Origin of the sequence: Marinospirillum perlucidum (assembly GCF_003336805.1) — a bacterium.
In the GTDB taxonomy this organism is placed as follows: domain Bacteria; phylum Pseudomonadota; class Gammaproteobacteria; order Pseudomonadales; family Halomonadaceae; genus Marinospirillum; species Marinospirillum perlucidum.
On record NZ_QFWJ01000003.1, the window covers coordinates 253,617 to 272,506 of the forward strand.

The 18,890-nt window shown below is 52.6% G+C and carries 19 protein-coding genes and 1 pseudogene; 7 read left to right on the forward strand and 13 right to left on the reverse strand.

The annotated features are described in order from the left end of the window. Positions 1–219: 219 nt before the first annotated feature. Positions 220–432, reverse strand: coding sequence for a 50S ribosomal protein L31 (gene rpmE / locus DFK18_RS05985; protein ID WP_114417328.1), 213 nt, complete (start codon positions 430–432; stop codon positions 220–222). Positions 433–564: 132 nt separating this feature from the next. Between rpmE and DFK18_RS05990 the strand changes: the two genes are divergently transcribed. The 6 genes from DFK18_RS05990 to DFK18_RS06015 all read left to right on the forward strand — a co-directional run bounded on the left by DFK18_RS05990 (position 565) and on the right by DFK18_RS06015 (position 6,211). Then, entirely contained in the window at positions 565–2,808 is a 2,244-nt protein-coding gene (locus DFK18_RS05990; RefSeq protein ID WP_114417329.1) for a primosomal protein N', read from the forward strand. A 96-nt stretch (positions 2,809–2,904) separates the two neighbouring features. Further along, positions 2,905–3,459: a GspH/FimT family pseudopilin gene (locus tag DFK18_RS05995; protein ID WP_114417550.1), complete on the forward strand. Its 555-nt coding sequence runs from the start codon at positions 2,905–2,907 to the stop codon at positions 3,457–3,459. Beyond that, positions 3,456–3,920, forward strand: a complete 465-nt coding sequence (pilV, locus tag DFK18_RS06000) for a type IV pilus modification protein PilV (RefSeq protein WP_114417330.1) — start codon at positions 3,456–3,458, stop codon at positions 3,918–3,920. The genes DFK18_RS05995 and pilV overlap by 4 nt, the downstream gene beginning before the upstream one ends. Beyond that, complete coding sequence (locus DFK18_RS06005; protein ID WP_114417331.1) at positions 3,917–4,567, forward strand: PilW family protein; 651 nt, start codon at positions 3,917–3,919, stop codon at positions 4,565–4,567. The genes pilV and DFK18_RS06005 overlap by 4 nt, the downstream gene beginning before the upstream one ends. 31 nt (positions 4,568–4,598) lie before the next feature. After that, positions 4,599–5,777, forward strand: a complete 1,179-nt coding sequence (locus tag DFK18_RS06010; protein ID WP_162299706.1) for a hypothetical protein — start codon at positions 4,599–4,601, stop codon at positions 5,775–5,777. A 14-nt stretch (positions 5,778–5,791) separates the two neighbouring features. After that, entirely contained in the window at positions 5,792–6,211 is a 420-nt protein-coding gene (locus tag DFK18_RS06015; RefSeq protein ID WP_114417333.1) for an HIT domain-containing protein, read from the forward strand. An 11-nt stretch (positions 6,212–6,222) separates the two neighbouring features. Here DFK18_RS06015 and DFK18_RS06020 read toward each other — a convergent pair whose 3' ends face one another. Then, positions 6,223–8,493, reverse strand: coding sequence for a YgiQ family radical SAM protein (locus tag DFK18_RS06020; RefSeq protein WP_114417334.1), 2,271 nt, complete (start codon positions 8,491–8,493; stop codon positions 6,223–6,225). Between the two features lie 266 nt (positions 8,494–8,759). Here DFK18_RS06020 and DFK18_RS06025 point away from each other — a divergent pair, with 266 nt between their 5' ends. Beyond that, a complete protein-coding gene (locus tag DFK18_RS06025) occupies positions 8,760–9,305 on the forward strand; it encodes a hypothetical protein (RefSeq protein ID WP_114417335.1) in 546 nt (181 codons plus the stop codon). A gap of 49 nt (positions 9,306–9,354) precedes the next feature. Here DFK18_RS06025 and DFK18_RS06030 read toward each other — a convergent pair whose 3' ends face one another. The 11 genes and pseudogenes from DFK18_RS06030 to eno form a co-directional block, all read right to left on the reverse strand. Beyond that, the gene (locus DFK18_RS06030; protein ID WP_114417336.1) at positions 9,355–10,218 is read right to left on the reverse strand and encodes a DUF3943 domain-containing protein; all 864 of its coding nucleotides are present in this window, start codon (positions 10,216–10,218) and stop codon (positions 9,355–9,357) included. 516 nt (positions 10,219–10,734) lie between these two features. Next, positions 10,735–11,739 carry an RNA polymerase sigma factor RpoS gene (rpoS, locus tag DFK18_RS06035; RefSeq protein ID WP_114417337.1) on the reverse strand — a complete coding sequence of 335 codons (1,005 nt, stop codon included), beginning with the start codon at positions 11,737–11,739 and terminating at the stop codon, positions 10,735–10,737. A gap of 120 nt (positions 11,740–11,859) precedes the next feature. Beyond that, positions 11,860–12,768 (reverse strand): DUF368 domain-containing protein, encoded by a 909-nt coding sequence (locus tag DFK18_RS06040; RefSeq protein WP_114417338.1) that lies wholly within the window; start codon positions 12,766–12,768, stop codon positions 11,860–11,862. Continuing rightward, entirely contained in the window at positions 12,768–13,439 is a 672-nt protein-coding gene (locus DFK18_RS06045; RefSeq protein WP_114417339.1) for a protein-L-isoaspartate(D-aspartate) O-methyltransferase, read from the reverse strand. Before DFK18_RS06045 ends, DFK18_RS06040 begins: the two co-directional genes overlap by 1 nt. Further along, positions 13,418–14,191, reverse strand: a complete 774-nt coding sequence (surE, locus tag DFK18_RS06050) for a 5'/3'-nucleotidase SurE (protein ID WP_218563908.1) — start codon at positions 14,189–14,191, stop codon at positions 13,418–13,420. Before surE ends, DFK18_RS06045 begins: the two co-directional genes overlap by 22 nt. Positions 14,192–14,212: 21 nt before the next feature. Beyond that, positions 14,213–15,328, reverse strand: coding sequence for a tRNA pseudouridine(13) synthase TruD (truD, locus tag DFK18_RS06055; RefSeq protein ID WP_114417341.1), 1,116 nt, complete (start codon positions 15,326–15,328; stop codon positions 14,213–14,215). Continuing rightward, positions 15,325–15,801 carry a 2-C-methyl-D-erythritol 2,4-cyclodiphosphate synthase gene (ispF, locus tag DFK18_RS14550; RefSeq protein WP_218563915.1) on the reverse strand — a complete coding sequence of 159 codons (477 nt, stop codon included), beginning with the start codon at positions 15,799–15,801 and terminating at the stop codon, positions 15,325–15,327. The genes truD and ispF overlap by 4 nt, the downstream gene beginning before the upstream one ends. A 27-nt stretch (positions 15,802–15,828) precedes the next feature. Beyond that, positions 15,829–16,524: pseudogene (gene ispD / locus DFK18_RS14555) on the reverse strand (2-C-methyl-D-erythritol 4-phosphate cytidylyltransferase); the annotation flags it as partial. Further along, complete coding sequence (gene ftsB / locus DFK18_RS06065) at positions 16,521–16,841, reverse strand: cell division protein FtsB (RefSeq protein WP_114417343.1); 321 nt, start codon at positions 16,839–16,841, stop codon at positions 16,521–16,523. The gene ftsB and the pseudogene ispD, both read right to left, overlap by 4 nt. A gap of 95 nt (positions 16,842–16,936) precedes the next feature. After that, entirely contained in the window at positions 16,937–17,404 is a 468-nt protein-coding gene (locus DFK18_RS06070; RefSeq protein WP_114417344.1) for a hypothetical protein, read from the reverse strand. Between the two features lie 172 nt (positions 17,405–17,576). Beyond that, positions 17,577–18,869 (reverse strand): phosphopyruvate hydratase, encoded by a 1,293-nt coding sequence (gene eno / locus DFK18_RS06075; protein WP_114417345.1) that lies wholly within the window; start codon positions 18,867–18,869, stop codon positions 17,577–17,579. Positions 18,870–18,890 lie beyond the last annotated feature (21 nt).

Genomic DNA, 18,890 nt, shown 5'->3' on the forward strand with positions numbered 1-18,890 from the left:
AAGTACAGCTGGCTTGTGGCGATCGCTGTGCTTAGGCTTTTTACTAAGGTCTAATCAGCATATATAAAATAGCTACGCCCCACAAGCGGCTAAAGTGCCGGAATGCGTAAATATTATGGACAAAATAGGGAGTTGCGACCTTTAGCCGCAAGAAGCTGCAGGCATAAAAAAAGCCGGGTTTTGACCCGGCTTTGGTGCAGTTAAGCTGCTTCGGCGATATCAGCTGACCTTGCGCTTGCCGAAACGCTTGGCAAAACGCTCAACACGACCGCCAGTAGCTGCTTGCTTCTGCTTACCAGTGTAGAAAGGGTGGCAGTTGGAACAAACGTCCAGTTCGAAATCGGAGTCGTGAGTTGTTCCAATGGTGAAAGTAGCGCCACAGGAGCAGGTTGCCTTGACGTACTTGTAGTTAGGATGAATGCCTTCTTTCATGTTGAGCCTCTATAGCTGCTGCGCCGCCACCTGATCCTCTTGCCAGGCACCGCACAGGGTGTAAATGGAAATTTAGGTCGCGTATTCTAGCAGAGCCTTTTCATTGCGCCAATCAATTTCAGAGTAAAATATATGCCGCTTCTCAGGGTCGCCTTGCCGACACCCCTGCGCAGATTATTTGATTACCTGCCCGCCAAGGGGCAACACCTGCCCCAGGTGGGGGTCAGGGTCCAGGTTCCCTTTGGTAATCGTCAACTGGTGGGGCTGGTGGTCGAACTGGTGGAAGAGTCTTCCATTCCGGTTAGTAAATTGAAAGCGGCCAGGGATTATCTGGACAAAGATCCTCTGTTTACCCGTGAGCACCTGGATTTTCTGCTCTGGGTGGCTGGTTATTATCATCAACCGGCCGGTGAGGTGATTTCTACTGCCTTACCGGCGCTTCTGCGCCAGGGACAGGCGCTGCATCCACCCCAGCAGCCACGCTGGCAGCTGACGGATTTGGGTCGTGAAACCTCACCTGCAGATCTGAACAGGGCCCCGCGTCAGGCCGCCCTGCTGGAGTTTCTGCAACTACGCCCTTCGCCTCCCTTGCAGAAAGAAATTCTGGGTGCGGGATTTAATCTCACCCAAGTACGTGCCCTGGAAGAAAAAGAGCTGGTCACCAGCTATCTATTACCCCATAAAACCCAGGGCGTTGGCTTGCCCGCTCTGCCTCAGGAAGAGGCTTCACCGCGCGAGGTGTTGGCAGAGCTACCTCTGCAATTAACTGCCGAGCAAGAGAAGGTGCTGACTCAGCTTAATGACAGCCTGGGCCATTTTCAGCCTCATTTATTACTGGGCGTGACCGGTAGCGGCAAAACGGAAGTTTATCTGCAGTTGATCCAAAAAATTCTGGAACGGGGCGAACAGGCCTTGGTGTTGATTCCGGAAATTGGTCTGACACCTCAGACACTCAGTCGTTTCCAAAAACGCTTTAATCGTCGAGTGGTGGCTCTGCATTCCGGCATGACCGATCGGGAAAGATTGAATGCCTGGCGCAGTGCTCTGGAGGGCAAAGCGGGGGTGGTTCTGGGAACTCGCTCGGCTATTTTTACACCCTTGCCCAGACTAGGGGCAATTCTGGTAGATGAAGAACATGATGCCTCTTTTAAACAGCAGGATAAGGTGCGTTATCAGGCGCGGGATTTAGCGGTTTTGCGTGGCAAGCGCGAAGGAGTTCCTGTGGTGCTAGGTTCTGCCACGCCTTCTTTGGAAAGCCTGGCACATGGTCTGGCTGGCGATTATCAACTGCATCATCTAACGGAACGGCCAGGACAGGATGTCGAGTTACCTCAGCCCAAGCTGCTGGATATTCGCAGCCGTAAGCTTCAGGGTGGCTTTTCCGAACCCCTGCTCAAAGCCATGGGGCAACATCTGCAGGCGGGTAATCAGGTGTTGGTGCTGCTTAACCGGCGGGGGTTTGCACCCGTGCTTTTTTGCAGCGAATGCGGTTGGATTGCAGGCTGCAAACACTGTGATGCGAGAATGACCTGGCATCGTGAACCGCCCAAACTCCACTGCCACCACTGTGATACCCAGCAACCTCTTCCACCGGCCTGTCCTCAATGTGGTCACCAACCGCTACAGCCGCTAGGCTCGGGCACGGAAAGGGCAGAGGAAACCCTGCAAGAAAGATTTCCCGATATTCCGGTGATTCGTATTGATCGGGATGCTGTTAAAGGAAGAACTGCCCTGCAGGAAAAACTCGATCAGATTTTTCATGCTCGACCGGGCATCCTTCTGGGCACCCAGATGCTGGCCAAGGGGCACCATTTCCCCGATGTCACCCTGGCCACCCTGCTGGATGCCGATCACGGCCTCTACTCCAGCGACCCACGTGCGATGGAAAGAACCGCCCAGCTACTGGTGCAGGTCGCTGGCCGGGCTGGTCGGGCCGAGAAAAAAGGCGAAGTGATCATTCAAACGCATCACAGTGATGATCCACGTTTGGAAAAGCTCTGTGTAGCGGGTTATGAAGCCCTCGCCAGAGATCTTCTGGATGAAAGGCGTCAGGCCCACTGGCCTCCTTTTGCTTACCTGGCCTTATGGCGGGCCGAAGCACCCCAGGCTGCACAGGTTGAGGCGTTGATGCAGGCTTTGGCGAGCCAGTTGCGCAGTTTATTGGCAGAACAGCCGGAAGCTGTTTCCCTCTTGGGGCCGGTGCCAGCTCCCATGGAAAGACGCCAGGGGCGTTATCACATGCAGCTGGTTTTGCACGCAGAAAAACGAGCGCCCTTGCATCGTCTGCTGGCTCGGGTATTGCTCTGGATGGAGGCCGCCCCCGAAGCCAAAAAGGTACGTTGGTCGCTGGATGTGGACCCGGATGATTTGTTTTAACGGTGATCTTCGCAGTGTTGCAGTTTGTCTTGCTATTGTGAAATTGGGTGAATATAGTAAAACTAAACTGGAGCGGTCATATAAGGAAAGCCACCCATGCCGCAGCATTCACCCCAATTATCACGTCATTACCAATCAGGTTTTAATCTGATTGAGCTGTTGGTTGTCCTGGTGATTGCCGCGGTGGCTTTTGGCGTCCTGCTCCCGGCGGGCGAATCCCTGCTTAATCGAAGTCGTTTAATCGGGGCAACCAATGAAGTCTATGCCAGTCTTTTGTTTGCAAGAAATGAAGCCACACGCCGGCGTCAGGCCTTTAGTGTCTGTGCACTCAGTACAATGAATTCAACCACCTGTGCATCGGGAAATCAGCCGGTTTTGGCTGTTTTTTCCGGTGATAGTGGCAGCCAAATAGCCAGTGGGCGAACCAATCCGATCGACCTGCCTGAGGGCGTGAGTGTCAGTCTCAATAATATTTCCAACCAACGCTTGGTCTTTCAGCGTTTGGGCAATCGTGACCCCGGTGCCGATAAAGCGCAGCCCGTGTTTCTTGCCGTCTCTATAGACGGACAGAGCCGCAATATTGATGTTTGTTTTAATGGCCGCATTCTGATTAGAGACGCAGGCAGCAGCCAAAGCGAGTGTGAGCAATGAAGGGGCCGATCAAAAAACAACAGGGCTTCAGCTTGATAGAAGTTCTGGTAGCTGTCTTTGTCATTACTTTTGGTCTGGTGGGGATGGTACTGATGCAAACCCATAGTCAGAGAGATGCTTTCAAGGCACACCAGCTCAGCCTGGCCGGGCTCTATGCCCAGGATATGCAGGAAAGGCTGAGATCCAATCTTTGTTATCTCAATCATACAGCCAACGGCCCTGAAACCACGACCGAACTGGAAACCTTCCTGGATAATCAACTGGATGAATGGCGCAGTGCCCATCAGTTAACAGCTCGGGGTTGGACCAGTAGTTGGCAGAATGTCAGCTATGATGCCAGCCAGTTGAACTCCAACGGCTATTGGCAATTTGAACTGCGTTTATTGCCCCCTAACCCCTCGACCCAGGCTAGGGTTCAAACCCTTTTGATCGATTACCGGGACGAGGATTGCTCGTCATGAAGTCACTTCCCTCACAGCAGGGCTTTACCCTGGTAGAAATGCTCATTGCCTTGGGGCTGGGTGCCTTGTTGATGGCTGGTCTGGCGTCCAGTATGGGGGCGATTACCCGTTCCCAGAGCCTGGCTCAAGATTATGAGCAGGTGCAGGAAACCCTGCGTTTTACCACCAGCCTGATGAGCCGCAGTTTAAGAACGGCTGAAGAATTGGTGAATATCACAGGTGTTGCCGAAACCACCGCTAACCAGTTTTCTGTTTTGCGCCAGAACACTTCTGATCGCTATAGCTGTAACGGCGATCAACCTACGGGCCCTTTTTATGAAACCTACTACCGAGTTGCAGCCAGCAACCAGTTGGTTTGTCTGGTCACGGCTGAAGATGGTGGCACCTATGATTGGGAAGGCTCGGAAATTCTGGCAAGGGGTATTAGCGGTTTTTCCCTTACCTGTCTGGAATACGATGCCAGTGGTGAACAGGTGGCTGCGGACTATGAGGCCTGTACCGGAGTTACTCACAGCAGTGTGATTGCATTGGACCTAAGCTTAAGTTTTGCAGCCAGTTATTTTAATGAATTGGATGCCTACCCGAATCATGGTTTTGTAGCCACCTTGCGCAGTCGTTTGCGCGAGTGTTCCCAGAATGGCTGCTAACAACTTTGACAAGGAGTTAATGGAGAAAGCTATGCCGCGTAACAGTCATGCCAAACCCCAGGAAGGTTTTGTTCTGGTTCTAGCACTACTGACCCTGTTGTTTGTCGGTATCGTTGTTGTTACGGGTTCCGAGCGAACCGGACAGGAAACCCGCGTTTCCCAGGCTGAAGCGCCGATTGCAACCCTGCAGGCTGCCGCTGAAGCCGGTTTGCTGACCCTCAGGCAGCAGATTGATCTGGCCGGTCAAACGGGCGGTCTTTGCGATGATGAAACGGATGATGCAAAACAGTTTTGTGAATGTCTGGTTGATTCAAATGATGAAGTATCCAGTACGCGGTTAGCTGAAATTATGGGTGATGAAGGCTATACGGACAGTGAGTCTTTGTTTAGCAGTCAAGAAGGCTTGCCGGATACCTACTGGTGGTTCAAGAGCAATGATAGTTTGTTGGTTTGTTTTGAAGGGACGACTAATACTGAATGTCAGAGCAGGGATCTGATTCCCAAGGATAGTAATGGCAACTTTATTGGTAATGCTTGTAGCATAACGGCGGATGTCTTTGCGGGTGATCCTGCTAATAATCCAGGCTATTTTATGGCTGCAACAATTAATATCCAGACGAATACCTCGCCTTATTCAGGAACTCCTTTTGAAGATACACCTTTTGAAGACCTGTTAGACCCAGAAAGCTTTGAGTTGATTGATGAGAATGCCTTGGATGACTTTTATTCTGACGACTTTTTAAATGGAGACTACGAGGGACTAGATATTCAAAGCGTTACAGGAGGAGGGACGATAACTCCCGAAGATTTGTCTGATGATAAGGTTAATGTATTGGTTTTAGAAGGGGACCTCAATCTGACTGGCACAATGCCAGGTAAGAAAATAGTAATCATTAATAGAAATGACTCTTCAATCAGCTTTGCAAAAGAAACAGGGCAAAATAAAGGTAAACCTGAAGGGTGGATCATTGCACCGAATAGCACCATTACAACTCAGCAAGGCTCACCTAAAATTCCTATGAGTGTTATTTCTGAAGAATGTGAATCGGGTAGTCAGAATACCTGCACCCATGAATCTGGGGGCAGTGCTTTTCAAGGCTATGAATTGAGTGGGTTTGGCTCGACCAGCACGGGTTCTGAAGATTCAAATAGTACCGGCAATGTCCAAGTAGACACCTCCGAAGATATGCAGATGGACTTTGATTACTAAATAGGAAACACCGAATGTCTTTTCGTTTGCACCCGCGTCTTGAAGCCGATTCCTTTTTGATTGGCCGCTTGCCTTTATCTGAGCTGCGGATGATCAATGATCAGCGCTATCCCTGGTTGCTATTAGTGCCGGCCTTGCCGGATCTGGTCGAGATTACCGACCTCTCCGATGAGAACTACCAGCAGCTTTGGGAAGAAGTGCGCTTGGTCAGCAAGGCTTTGCAGGAGTTGTTTGAACCGGATAAATTGAATGTTGCCACTCTGGGCAACCTGGTGCCTCAGTTGCACCTGCATGTGATTGCCCGTTTTAAAAACGATGCTGCCTGGCCTGGGCCGGTTTGGGGGCAGGGTGAGGCTCTGCCCATTTCCAGTGCTTTGGCTAATGACCGCATCGAATCGGTGAGCCGCATCCTAGCGACTCATTTGATCCAATAAGACTAGCCTGATTAAAAGGCCTTTTTACCGGTTTTTTTGCTGCCTTTTCCGCGCTTGGGTTTGCTGATCTTTCCTTTGCTTTTGTTCCCTGCCGGTTTGCCTCTGGGTGGCAGACCAGTATGCTGGGTCAGTGCAGGCTTGCCTTGTTTTTTAAAGGCTTCGGCCTTGGGCGTTCCCTTGATGGGGTCGGTGGGTGGAATCAGGTGCTTCTTGCTATAGCCAATCAGATCAGCCCGTCCCATTTCCTTGAGCGCCTTGCGCAGCAGTGCCCAGTTTTTGGGGTCGTGATAGCGCAAAAAGGCCTTATGCAGTCGTCTTTGACGCTCGCCCTTGAGAGCCAGTAGTTTTTCACTCTTGTAGCTGATTCGCCGCAGCGGATTACGCTCACTGTGGTACATGGCTGTCGCTGTGGCCATGGGAGAGGGGTAAAAAGCCTGAACCTGATCCGCCCTGAAACCATTGCGTTTCAGCCAGAGTGCCAGGTTCATCATGTCTTCATCCGTGGTCCCCGGATGGGCCGCGATAAAGTAGGGAATCAGGTACTGTTCCTTACCGGCTTCCTTGGAGAACTGATCAAACATCTTTTTAAAGCGATCATAGCTGCCAATTCCCGGTTTCATCATCTTGGAGAGCGGGCCTTCTTCAGTATGCTCAGGCGCTATCTTCAGGTAACCGCCGACGTGATGGGTAACCAGCTCCTTAACGTATTCGGGCGATTCCACAGCCAGGTCATATCTCAGTCCCGAAGCAATCAGTACCTTTTTAACGCCGGGCAGATTACGAGCCTCCCGGTAGAGATCAATCAAGGCTGAGTGATCGGTATTCAGATTGCTGCAGATGCCGGGATAAACACAGGAAGGCTTGCGGCAGGCGGCCTCGATTTCCGGGCTTTTACAGGCCAAGCGGTACATATTGGCCGTGGGGCCGCCTAGATCGGAAACGATGCCGGTAAATTCAGGAATCTTATCCCGCATGGCTTCGATTTCACGAAGGATGGAGCCTTGCGAACGGTTTTGGATAATCCGGCCTTCGTGCTCGGTGATGGAACAGAAGGTACAGCCACCAAAACAGCCGCGCATAATGTTGACGGAAAAACGAATCATCTCCCAGGCGGGAATGCGGGCATTACCGTAAGCCGGATGCGGTGCACGGGAATAGGGCTGGTCAAAGACCGCATCCATTTCTTCGGTGGTCAAGGGCAGTGGCGGGGGATTGACCCAAAGATCCTGGTCACCGTGTTTTTGCACCAGGGCGCGAGCATTGCCCGGGTTGGTTTCCAGGTGCAGAACCCGGCTGGCATGAGCATAGAGTACCGGGTCTTTGCTGACCTTCTCAAAGCTGGGCAGGCGGATCACACTTTGATCTCTGAGCTCTCCGCGTAACTGGCGCTCCAGTTGTTTGCGCTGGCGTGCTTCTTCAGCAGAAAGTAGATCCAGTGCCTGCTCTGTGGGATCAGGAGCCTGATTTTCCTGCTCGAGGCTACAGGCCTCCAGGTCCTGGGTGTTTACATAGGGGTTGATGATTTTTTCGACCCGGCCAGGGCGATCGATTCGGGTGGAATCAATTTCCAGCCAGTTTTCCGGCGTGCCCTTGCGAACAAAAACACTGCCGCGTACATCGGTAATGGCCTTGATATCTTCACCCAGGGCCAGCCGATGGGCAACTTCCACCAGGGCTCTTTCAGCATTGCCATACAGGAGTAGATCAGCCTTGGCATCCATCAGTAGTGAGCGGCGTACCTTATCCTGCCAGTAATCATAGTGGGCAATACGGCGCAAGGAGGCTTCAATACCGCCAAGAATGACCGGTACTTCCTTCCAGGCTTCCTTGCAGCGCTGGGTATAGACTAGGCTGGCGCGGTCGGGGCGCTTGCCTCCTTCACCGCCGGGTGTATAGGCATCATCCGAGCGAATTTTACGTTCAGCGGTATAACGGTTGATCATGGAATCCATGTTGCCTGCTGTCACACCGAAGAATAGCTCGGGTTTGCCCAGCTTCATGAAGTCCTCTTTCGAGTTCCAATCCGGTTGGGCAATAATACCGACCCGAAATCCCTGGGCTTCAAGGGTGCGCCCGATAACGGCCATGCCAAAGGAAGGATGATCGACATAGGCATCACCGGTAACCAGAATGATGTCGCAGCGATCCCAGCCCAGAAGATCCATTTCCTCCCGGCTCATGGGGAGGAAGCTGGCAGTGCCGAAGCATTCGGCCCAGTATTTGGGGTAATCAAAAATCTTACGGATGGAAGATTTTGCAGAAACACTTGAGGAAGCAGACATGGAAATTCCGGTACAGCAGGGGAAAGGAAGTTGATGCAGGTCATTTTACCTGATCGACTGGAGAGCGTCAGTTAAAAACTCGGATGCAGCGGTTATTTTTTAGTCAGTGGCAGCTAATCAGAAAAACAGCTTTTCCAAATCACTTGCTGCTTTGATGTAAACTAGGTGGTCAAATGCTTCGAGGTGCTTATTGTCACCAGTGACCCAACTTCATGCTGATCAGAGGCCTGCTCAGGACACATGTCTGCAAGGATAGGAAAGGAAAAATGTTGAAGTCAGTAGTATCAAGTCTTGCCGGTGTGGCGCTTTTGGCCAGCCTTGCAGTTCAGGCTCAAGAGCCGCTGGGTGACCCTTTCATGGGTGTGGGTGGATCCCTGGGTCATCTTGATCTGGAACCGCTGGATTCTTCCCAGGCCAGTGGTATCGGGGTGCGGCTGGGGGTGGTTTATCCGGATCACCGCCTTCATGCCCAATTGAATTTTCATACCTGGGACGAAGCAGAAACCCGGGTTATGGCCGCTCACTATGATCGCCTTTGGTCGCTGACATCGGGACTGGAGCTTTTTGCCGGCGTTCGCGGCGCCCTGGTGGATCTGGATCTAGCAGCCAAGCATCAAACTGAAGAGTATGTCACCGGACCGGGATTGGGTTTGCAGTCCGGGTTGATCTGGGAATTTAGTCGCGGCTGGTCCCTGGAAACGGGGCTTCGCTTTACCCGCTTTCAGGTCGAGATTGATAGCCAGCTTGCAGGTAAGACCGAGTTGCAAGCCTTGAATGAAGGTTATGTAAGTTTGAACTACCGCTTCTACTAGTCTCTGGTCTGGCCACCTGAGCCCCGGTTTAATCTCCAGGGCTTCAGGCTTAAAATCTGAATTCCAGTTCAATTCCGGCCCAGGCCGGTTCTCTGGCTTCTCCCGGGTGAAGGGCATTATTCCCGCTATTAACCGCCAACCGGGTTTCTGCTTCCTGGATAAATGCCGTATCCTCGCCCAAGGCAGAGTTAATTGCCTGGGAAACACTACCGGCCGGGTTTAAAAAGAAGAGGGTGGCGCTGCCCAAAGCAGATGAACCCCACACCAGGCCATCATTGGCCAGAATGCGTTGCTCCCAGATGTAAAAGCCTTCACCGACCAAAGAGCCGATTATGGGCGTGATCAGGATATCCTGGCGCGAAGGCGTTTCGGCAAAAGCCTCCACACCCATTTCCCAGAGGAAGGTAGACATCAAGAAGGAGTAACCAAAGGATTCCAGCTTGGTTAAGCCTTGGTTTCTAGCCACCATATAGTAGGCAGCACCAAAATAGGGGTGACCAATGAGGTTGAGATTCCACTCATCCTTGTCCCAGACAGGCCCTTCTTCATTATGCTCTACCCAGCGATCACCCAACTGATCGGGCGTCATTTCGCTGCGATCCCATTTGGAAACATCTTCAGGCAAGGCATAGATAACGGCCATGATACCCAGCGACATGATGGCCATGTTGCGGGTTTCCCGGGCCATACGTTGAAATTTGCTGCCATTCATTGGCTGCGAACCAGACTCAGCCACAAGAGGGTATTGTTCGGAGGTGGAAGCCAGAAGTAGAGCCTGGTAGGCCTCTTGATCAATGATTCTGCTGACTTCTTCTGATGTGAGTTGATACTTGCTTGCAGCAGCCCAAGGCGAGACCAACAACAACACGCCTGCGAGCACTGCGGAGACTTGACGCCGCAGAGAAATATCCATGGTTAACCGAGGCCGTTTAAAAAGAGGGGATGATAACACAGACAAAAAATAAGGGCGGCCTAAAGCCGCCCGGGGGATTCCTTTTCATCGTCCTTGTTCACCTGCCATCCTGGCGGGTATCCTTTGGGGTGGTCATCCAAGCCTTCACTGGCTGCAATCAACCTTTCCTGGTAACAAGTCTTCCACGACTTTTCCTGATGCTTTCCTGCCTGATTATCCTTAATCTCCTTTGGCCTGCACCGTGCATCCTTTTTTCCTTGTCATCCTGCTCCTTGCTCCCTGACGACAATTTCAGAATACCACCTTTTGAGTCGAAAAAAAGTGGGTGTCCCACTTGTAGTACAGAGGTAAGATCTGTTTTAAGTCTTTAAAAAACAATGGTTTGTGATTTTTAATTGATTTCAATCAAGTGTTTTTGGTCAAGATTCTGCGGATCGGCTTCAGCAATGTACGCAATTGCATACAATAAAAAACCGGCTGGATGACAGCCGGTTTAGGTAGCGGGTGAGATGGGAATTAGTGGGAAAGAACTGCATCCAAATCCACGCCTTCTCGATCAAGCATTTTGCGCAGACGCTTCAGGGCTTCCATCTGGATTTGACGCACTCTTTCACGAGTTAAGCCAATTTCCTGACCCACTTCTTCCAGCGTGGTCGCTTCATGGCCTCTGAGACCAAAGCGCCGGGCAACGACTTCGCGTTGTTTCTCGCTGAGTTCATTCAGCCAGTTTTCAATATTGCCGGTAATGTCCTGATCCTGAATGGAATGCAGCGGATCAGCTTCCTCTTCACTGGCCAGGGTTTCCAGTAGTGGTTTATCAGCGTTTTGACCTGCAGGATAATCAAAAGAGGTGTTTCTTTCATTCAGACCCAGCAGTTTCTTCACTACTGCCACCGGTTTATCCAGGTGACGTGCAATCTCTTCCGGCGTGGGTTCGTGGTCCAGGATTTGCGAAAGTTCCCGAGCGGTTCTCAGGAAGGTATTGAGTTCTTTCACTACATGAATGGGCAGGCGCACGGTGCGGGTCTGGTTCATCAGAGCCCGTTCGATGGTTTGACGAATCCACCAGGTAGCATAGGTCGAAAAGCGAAAGCCACGTTCAGGATCAAACTTTTCCACGGCCCGGATAAGGCCCAGATTGCCTTCTTCAATCAAATCCAACAAAGAAAGGCCGCGATTGTTATAGCGACGGGCAATCTTCACGACCAGACGCAGGTTACTTTCAATCATGCGGCAACGACCCGCTGGGTCACCCTTGCGAGCAAGACGCCCGTAATGAACTTCCTCTTCTGCGCTTAGTAGCGGCGAGGCGCCTATCTCATTCAGGTAGAGCTGGGTTGCATCCAGGGTTTTACTGGGGGTCAGAGATTCATTTTCCAAAGCCTGTTCAAAGGCTTCGGCCTCGCTGATTTGAGTGGCATCCAAGTCCAGGTCTTCATCCTTGGTATCCAGAAGCTCCCTGTTTAACTCCAGTTCGGCATCTGCATCGGTGAGTGCTTGTTCTTGTTTCAAGTCTGCCATAACCCTGCTCCTTATTACGAAGGCTTCTAAGGCCCAGAAATCAGTTACCTGATCAAGCCGGTCAACTGTATTACCTGGTTTTATTGAAGCAAGTAATATGCCACTTAAGTTGCAAGCTCACTAATCTGATCTTGGGGCCAAGTAAAGCACCAGTATCCAGCCGATCAATGTACAAATTGTGACAGGGATGAGGTTCGAGGGTTCACCTGTTACCTCAAAATACTGCCAGGGCAGTAACACTTGTGTGTCTAAAGGAATCACATTTTGCTGTTCATCCAGACGGTAACGCGTTAACTGTTGCCACGGCCAGAGATGCTTTAACGACGCTACCACAAAGCCAAGAAGGGCGGCAAAGGTGGCCGAGCGGTAATGATCAAATAACCAGCCCAGCAAATGGGAAAAAACCAGCAGACCCGAGGCAGCGCCGCCTGCGAAGGGCAGAATCAAGCTCAGATTGAAATTTTTAATGGCCTCGATAAAGGGACCATAAACACCCATGACCAGAAGCAGGAAACTGCCGGAAATGCCGGGCAGGATCATCGCGCAGATGGCAATCATTCCAGCGATAAAGAAGGTAGTGGGTGAAAGACTGCCCACACTGGGTAATAGCAGGCTAATAAAATTGGCTGCCAGGGCACCGGCCGCCAGGAACAGCAGGCGCTGCCAATTCCAGCCCGTAACTTGACGGCTGATCATCAATGCGGAACCAGCTACCAGGCCAAAGAAAAAGCCATTAAGAGGTTGAGGGTGGTTTTCCAGCAGCCAGCTCACCAGGTGGGCCAGCAGTGCTACGGCGCTGAAAATGCCCGCTAAGAGGCTGACAATAAAGGGGCCATCAACCGCTTGCCAAACACCCTTGAGGCCCTGGGTTCTCCATATCTGCCAAAGGCGCCAGTCGAAGCTGCGGAGGCAATTGATCAAACGCTCATAGATACCGGTTATAAAAGCCAGGGTGCCGCCGGAAATACCCGGGACCATATCGGCCGAGCCCATGGCCAGACCGCGAAGATAGATTTGCCAGCTGCGCATTATTGAGCTCCAGGTAAAAGCGGCACAAAATAAACCGGCTCGATATCCTTGCGCACCAAGCGGCCATTATTTTTATCGAAAATACAGAGAGTTTGTTCTTTATCGCCCAAGGGAAGAATCAGGCGTCCTCCCTCATTGAGTTGTTCAGTCAAGCTTTCAGGCAACTCTTTTGGTGCAGCGGTTACCAGAATGGCATCAAAGGGTGCATGAGCACTCAGCCCCATCTGGCCATCGCCATGACTGATACGGGCATTTCTCAACCCCAGTTCCTGCAGGCGTTTGCGCGCCTTACTCATCAAGGGTTCCAGGCGTTCGACACTCCAGACCTCTTTGATCAGGCAAGCCAGCAGGGCGCATTGAAAGCCTGACCCCGTACCGATTTCCAGTACCTTTTCGGGTTGGTTTTCCAGCAGGATTTCGGTCATGCGGGCAACGATATAGGGTTGGCTGAGTGTCTGACCGTGACCGATGGGTAGAGCCGTATCTTCATAGGCACGATGGGCCAGGGCTTCATCGACAAACAGATGGCGTGGCAGTTGACGCAAGGCCTCCAAAACAAGCGGGTTTTTGATTCCTGCTGCTTCCAGACGATCCACCATGCGCTTGCGGGTGCGCGGTGACGTAAAGCCAATTCCCTGTAGTTGTGGTTTTAATTGCAGGAGTTCAGCCATGTTTCTACCTGATCCAGACTTTCATGTCGTGTCATATCAAACTGCAGCGGTGTAATGGAGACGTAGCCTTCCTGGATGGCATGAAAATCAGTGCCCGGTCCTGCTTCCAGCGCTGCACCGGGCGGGGCTATCCAGTAGCGTTTTTGTCCGGCCGGGTTAAGGATTTCCACCGGTTTTTCTCCACGGCCACGATGGCCCAAGCGGGTAATCTGGTAGCCTTTCAGGGCAAAAGCAGGCACATCGGGGATATTGATGTTCAACAGGCTGCGGGCAGGCAATTTGAGTGCTTCGGGCTGCTGAAGAAAGAGTTCCAGCAGCCGGTGAACCACCTGAGCCGCCGTGGCCAGATGATTGTTGCCGGCCAGAGAAAAAGCCAGAGCCGGAAGACCCAGAAAACGCCCCTCGGTTGCCGCCGCAACAGTACCGGAATAGAGGACATCATCACCCAGATTGGCACCATGGTTAATGCCTGATAGAACCAGATCCGGTTGACCATCAAAGAGTCCGCCCACGGCCAGATGCACACAGTCGGTCGGGGTGCCATCCACTGACCAGAAGCCGTTGGGTAGTTGCTGTGGATTAAGCGGGCGATCCAGGGTCAGGGAATTACTGGCCCCGCTGCGATTTCTATCCGGGGCCACTACCAGGAGTTCACCCAGATCCTTGGCGACATCAGCCAGGGTCGCCAGGCCATCGGCATGAACGCCATCATCATTGGACAAAAGCAGTTTCAAAGGAGATTTCTCCGTCATAGGTTTTGAAGCTGGCTTTACTTATTGGTCAGCTACTTTACCACATTCAGCCTGACTGGCATCCCTGGCTGTAACCACCTCTCGCAAGAGAGAAGTGGCAAAACTCCCGGCTGGTAAAGAAAAATTCAGGGTCACCCAGGGAGCCTGCCACTCCAGTGCCCCCATTTTTGGCAGCAGACGCTGACTGCGCCTTTCTAACTGCAGGCCCTGTTTACCCAGTTCAGTGACCAGGGGCTGCCACTCCTGCATAAAAGCTGCTTCCAGTTGCCTCGCTTGAGTGTGAGAAGGCTCTCCCGCTGTAGAAGGGGCACGACCAGCCAGGGGGCCACAGGGATGCAGGTCACCCTGGCTGATTCTTGTCTGCAGGTCTTCAAGTGAATCTTGTTCAGTGGCAAAAAACTGGCTACGGGTTGCCGCGAGATTGAAGCAGCCACCTTCCAGGGCCTGGTTCCAATCCCCGCGCTGAACAGCTTCAGCCAGCCAGCGGTTAAAGAGCGCTGAACGCAGGCTGGATAGCCAGAGGCTTTTTTTCTGACGGCCAGGTCTGCGCGCGTTCTTTTCCATTAGCCACTGCCAGGCAAAGTGCAGATTCTGTCCCTGGCGGCCAAAACGCTGGGGACCAAAATAATTAGGCACACCCTCCTGGCTTAATAGCTGCCAGCGCTCTTCCAGCCAGTTCTGTATGTTCGGGTCCTGCTGGTCGATACGAATCCGCAGCCGGAAATGATTACTGCGATGTACGCCACGCTTGAGTTTTTTACGGTGGCGACTGGCTGCCAGAATTTGCCAGTTCTCACTATTCAAGGTGGTCCAGTCGGGATCGTCCTGGCCGGGTAGATGAAGGGAAAACCACTGGCGGGTAACGGCATGACGATCTTTGAGGCCGGAAAAACTCACCGCCTTGGCCGGTAGTTGTAAACGCCGGGCCAGCTCTTCAGCCAGGTATTGGGTGTTGGTGCCTGTTTTTTCGATCCATAAAAACAGGTGCTCGCCTTCGCCCTCAGGTTCAAAGCCCAGCTCCTCGGTGACCTGAAAATCTTCGGGATTTAGCCGATAGCAACCGCTCCAGGGCGAAGCGGGCCAGGCCAGGGGCAAGGCATCACCGGTAGCTTCCTCCAGGGCAGGCGGTAGACTCATGAACGAGCTTCCAGCAGGACCACAGCCTGGGCAGCAATACCTTCTTTGCGACCGGTAAAACCGAGTTTTTCCGTGGTCGTGGCCTTGATATTGATAACGTCCTCACTGACTTGCAGATCCTCAGCCAGGCAGGCTTTCATCGCCTCCAAATGCGGGGCCATCTTGGGTGCCTGGGCAATCAGGGTCATGTCGGCATTGACCAGACAGTAGTTTTTGGCAGTCAGAGTAGCCATCACCTGACGCAGAAGTTCACGACTGTCAGCCCCGGCATAGGCAGGATTGGTGTCGGGAAAATGATGGCCGATATCGCCACATCCGGCCGCACCAAGCAGGGCATCACAGAGTGCATGGATCAACACATCACCATCCGAGTGGGCCACCAGTCCTTGGTCATGGGGAATGGCCACCCCACCAAGGATAACCTGATCACCGGGACCGAACTTGTGGACATCAAAGCCTTGGCCTATGCGCATACTGGGCTTTTCCTCTGCAAGAAGTTTTTCCGCCAGGGGCAAATCTTCCGGGCGGGTGATTTTGATATTTTCGCGACTGCCGGTGATTAACTGTGGCTGATAGCCAGCCGCTTCCATGGCCGAGGCTTCATCGGTGATCTTCAGGCCTAGTTGCAGTCCCTTTTCCAGAGCCTTTAACAGAGGCCCATAGGCAAACATCTGGGGGGTGAGAGCCTGCCAGAGATGATCCCGGTCCTGGGTGGCAATCACCTCCTGGTTGGGACCGCTTCGCTTGAGCGTATCGGCAACCGGTGCCGCCAGCAGACCGCCCTGTGATGATTGGCTGAGCGTCTGGTAAAAATGCTGTAAATCCTGCGAGGAAACACAGGGCCGGGCGACATCGTGAACCAGAACCCAGTCGTTATCGGCGGCTTGGCCACTGAGATGTTTTAATCCGGCTAAAACCGAGTCGGCCCTTTCTTGACCGCCCTGGCAGGTGATGAGTTTCAGTTGCGGGTGAGCCAACCGTAGTTTCTTCTCAACTTCAGGCCACCAGTGGTCTTCAGGATGCAACGGAAGAATCAGTGTGGCTTCAGGAAAATTGCTATGCAGTTTTTCCAGGGTGATTTCGATCAGGCTGCGTCCCTGCAGGGTTAAATACTGTTTGGGCAGGGTCGCTTGCATACGCTGGCCGATGCCGGCAGCAGGGAGCAGGCACCAGAGTCGGGGTGAAGATGAGGTCATGGATTTTTGTCCAGGGATTCGGGTAGCTCTAAAACCTGTGGAGGTTCTCCAACCAGCCAGAAAAAAGTTTCCTGTTCACCGATCATGCCCAGGTCATAGCGGGCTCTTTCTTCCACTGCATCCAGGCTGTTTTTCAAATCCTGTACTTGCGCTTCCAGGCGTTGGTTACGGCGGCTGAGACGCTGGTTTTCCTCTTCCTGAATGGCAACTTGGGCGGCAACCTGGCGCAGCTCCAAAAGACCATTTTCACCCCACCAGAGACGGTATTGGGTGATGGCCAAAAGCAGAATGAGAAAGAGGGTGAGTAACCTGGTCATGCGGCTATTATACGCACAGAGCGAAGTGACTCCAGCGGGGAAGTGAAAAAAAGGCCTGCACGGAGCAGGCCTCAAGTCCTTGTTTAGGTCGCTACTTAAAAGGTGTAGCTAATAAACAGGGAGGGCAGAAAGAAGGGAGATTCAGGCTTGCCAACGGTTTCATCAATACCGCCGTAAAGCTGAACAGAGCCGCCAGCGACCACATGGCGAACCAGGCTGCGCTCATAACCCAGGGCACCCAGTACGCCGATGGAGTCATCGTTAGGGCCATCCCACCAGCTGCCACCGATTTCGTAGAAAACACCCTGATGATAACGATCGATGTAGGCCTTGAAGGTCACATCGAGAATGCTCAGGTTGTCACCGGTGGAATAGCTGGCACGTACGGCAGTCGAACGACTGAGAGAGCCTTGCCAGGAAAGGTTGAACATACCGTCATCCATGTTGCCATCAAGCAGGCGAACCAGATCGGTTCCCAGCGTGTGGGTCATGGCTGAAGCCTGCAAAGGCAGGAAGGCGATAAAAGAAAAGGCCAGGGCGGCCAGGAGTTTTTTCATGGGCATAATGCGAGTCCTTTTGAGAAGCAATCGAAACACCAGTCGGTATTCATCCTTACCGAGAGTTGCCTGAAATATGGTATGTCTAAAGTAGCGGTTAAGCAATTACAGACTTGTGACTCAGGTCACAAAAAAAGCCACCCGAAGGTGGCTTCTTTATGCAGCATTCAGGCTGGGATTACTGGCCTTTGATGGCTTTCAGGCCGGGGTAAGGGGCCTTGCTGCCCAGCTGTTCTTCGATGACCAGCAGGCGGTTGTACTTGGCCACCCGGTCAGAGCGGCACAGAGAGCCGGTTTTGATTTGTCCGGCAGCGGTGCCCACAGCCAGGTCGGCAATGGTGGCGTCTTCGGTCTCACCGGAGCGGTGAGAAATAACTGCGGTATAACCGGCATTCTTGGCCATCTTGATGGCTTCCAGGGTCTCGCTCAGCGAGCCGATCTGGTTGAACTTGATCAGAATAGAGTTACCCACACCCTTTTCGATGCCTTCTTTCAGGATCTTGGTGTTGGTCACGAACAGGTCGTCGCCGACCAGCTGTACCTTGCTGCCCAGTTTTTCAGTCTGGTATTTCCAGCCATCCCAGTCGGACTCGTCCTGACCGTCTTCGATGGAAACGATCGGGTAGTCATCGCACAGCTTGGCCAGGTAGTCGCTAAAACCTTCAGAGGAGAATTTCTGACCTTCACCAGCCAGGTCGTATTCACCGTCTTTGTAAAATTCAGTGGAAGCACAATCCAGTGCCAGGGTGATGTCCTTGCCCAGTTCGTAACCGGCTGCAGCTGTGGCCTGCTTGATCACCGCCAGAGCATCGGCATTGGAAGCCAGGTTGGGTGCAAAACCACCTTCATCACCGACTGAGGTGCTCAGGCCCTTGTCTTTCAGAACCTTTTTCAGCGCGTGGAAGATTTCCGCACCGGCACGCAGGGCTTCGGCAAAAGTCGGGGCAGAAACCGGCTGAACCATGAATTCCTGGATATCGACATTATTATCCGCGTGCTCACCACCGTTGAGGATGTTCATCATGGGCACGGGCATGGAGTAGTTGCCGGGGGTGCCATTGATATCAGCGATGTGTTCAAAGAGTTCAACACCCTTGGCCGCAGCAGCAGCCTTGGCTGTTGCCAGAGAGACCGCCAGAATAGCATTGGCACCCAGCTTGGCTTTGTTGTCGGTGCCATCCAGGTCCAGCATGATCTGGTCAATACCGCCCTGGTTGGTGGCATCCTGACCCAAAAGCGCATCACGAATGCTGGTGTTTACGTTTTCCACAGCCTTGAGTACGCCCTTACCGAGATAGCGGGATTTGTCACCATCACGCAGTTCCAGCGCTTCACGAGAGCCGGTGGAAGCACCAGAAGGTGCGCAGGCACTACCCTTGAAACCGCCGTCCAGGGTCACATCGGCCATGACCGTGGGGTTGCCGCGTGAATCCAGTACTTCACGTCCTTTAATCTCGATAATTTTAGCCATGAATGGAAGTCTCCAAAGTTA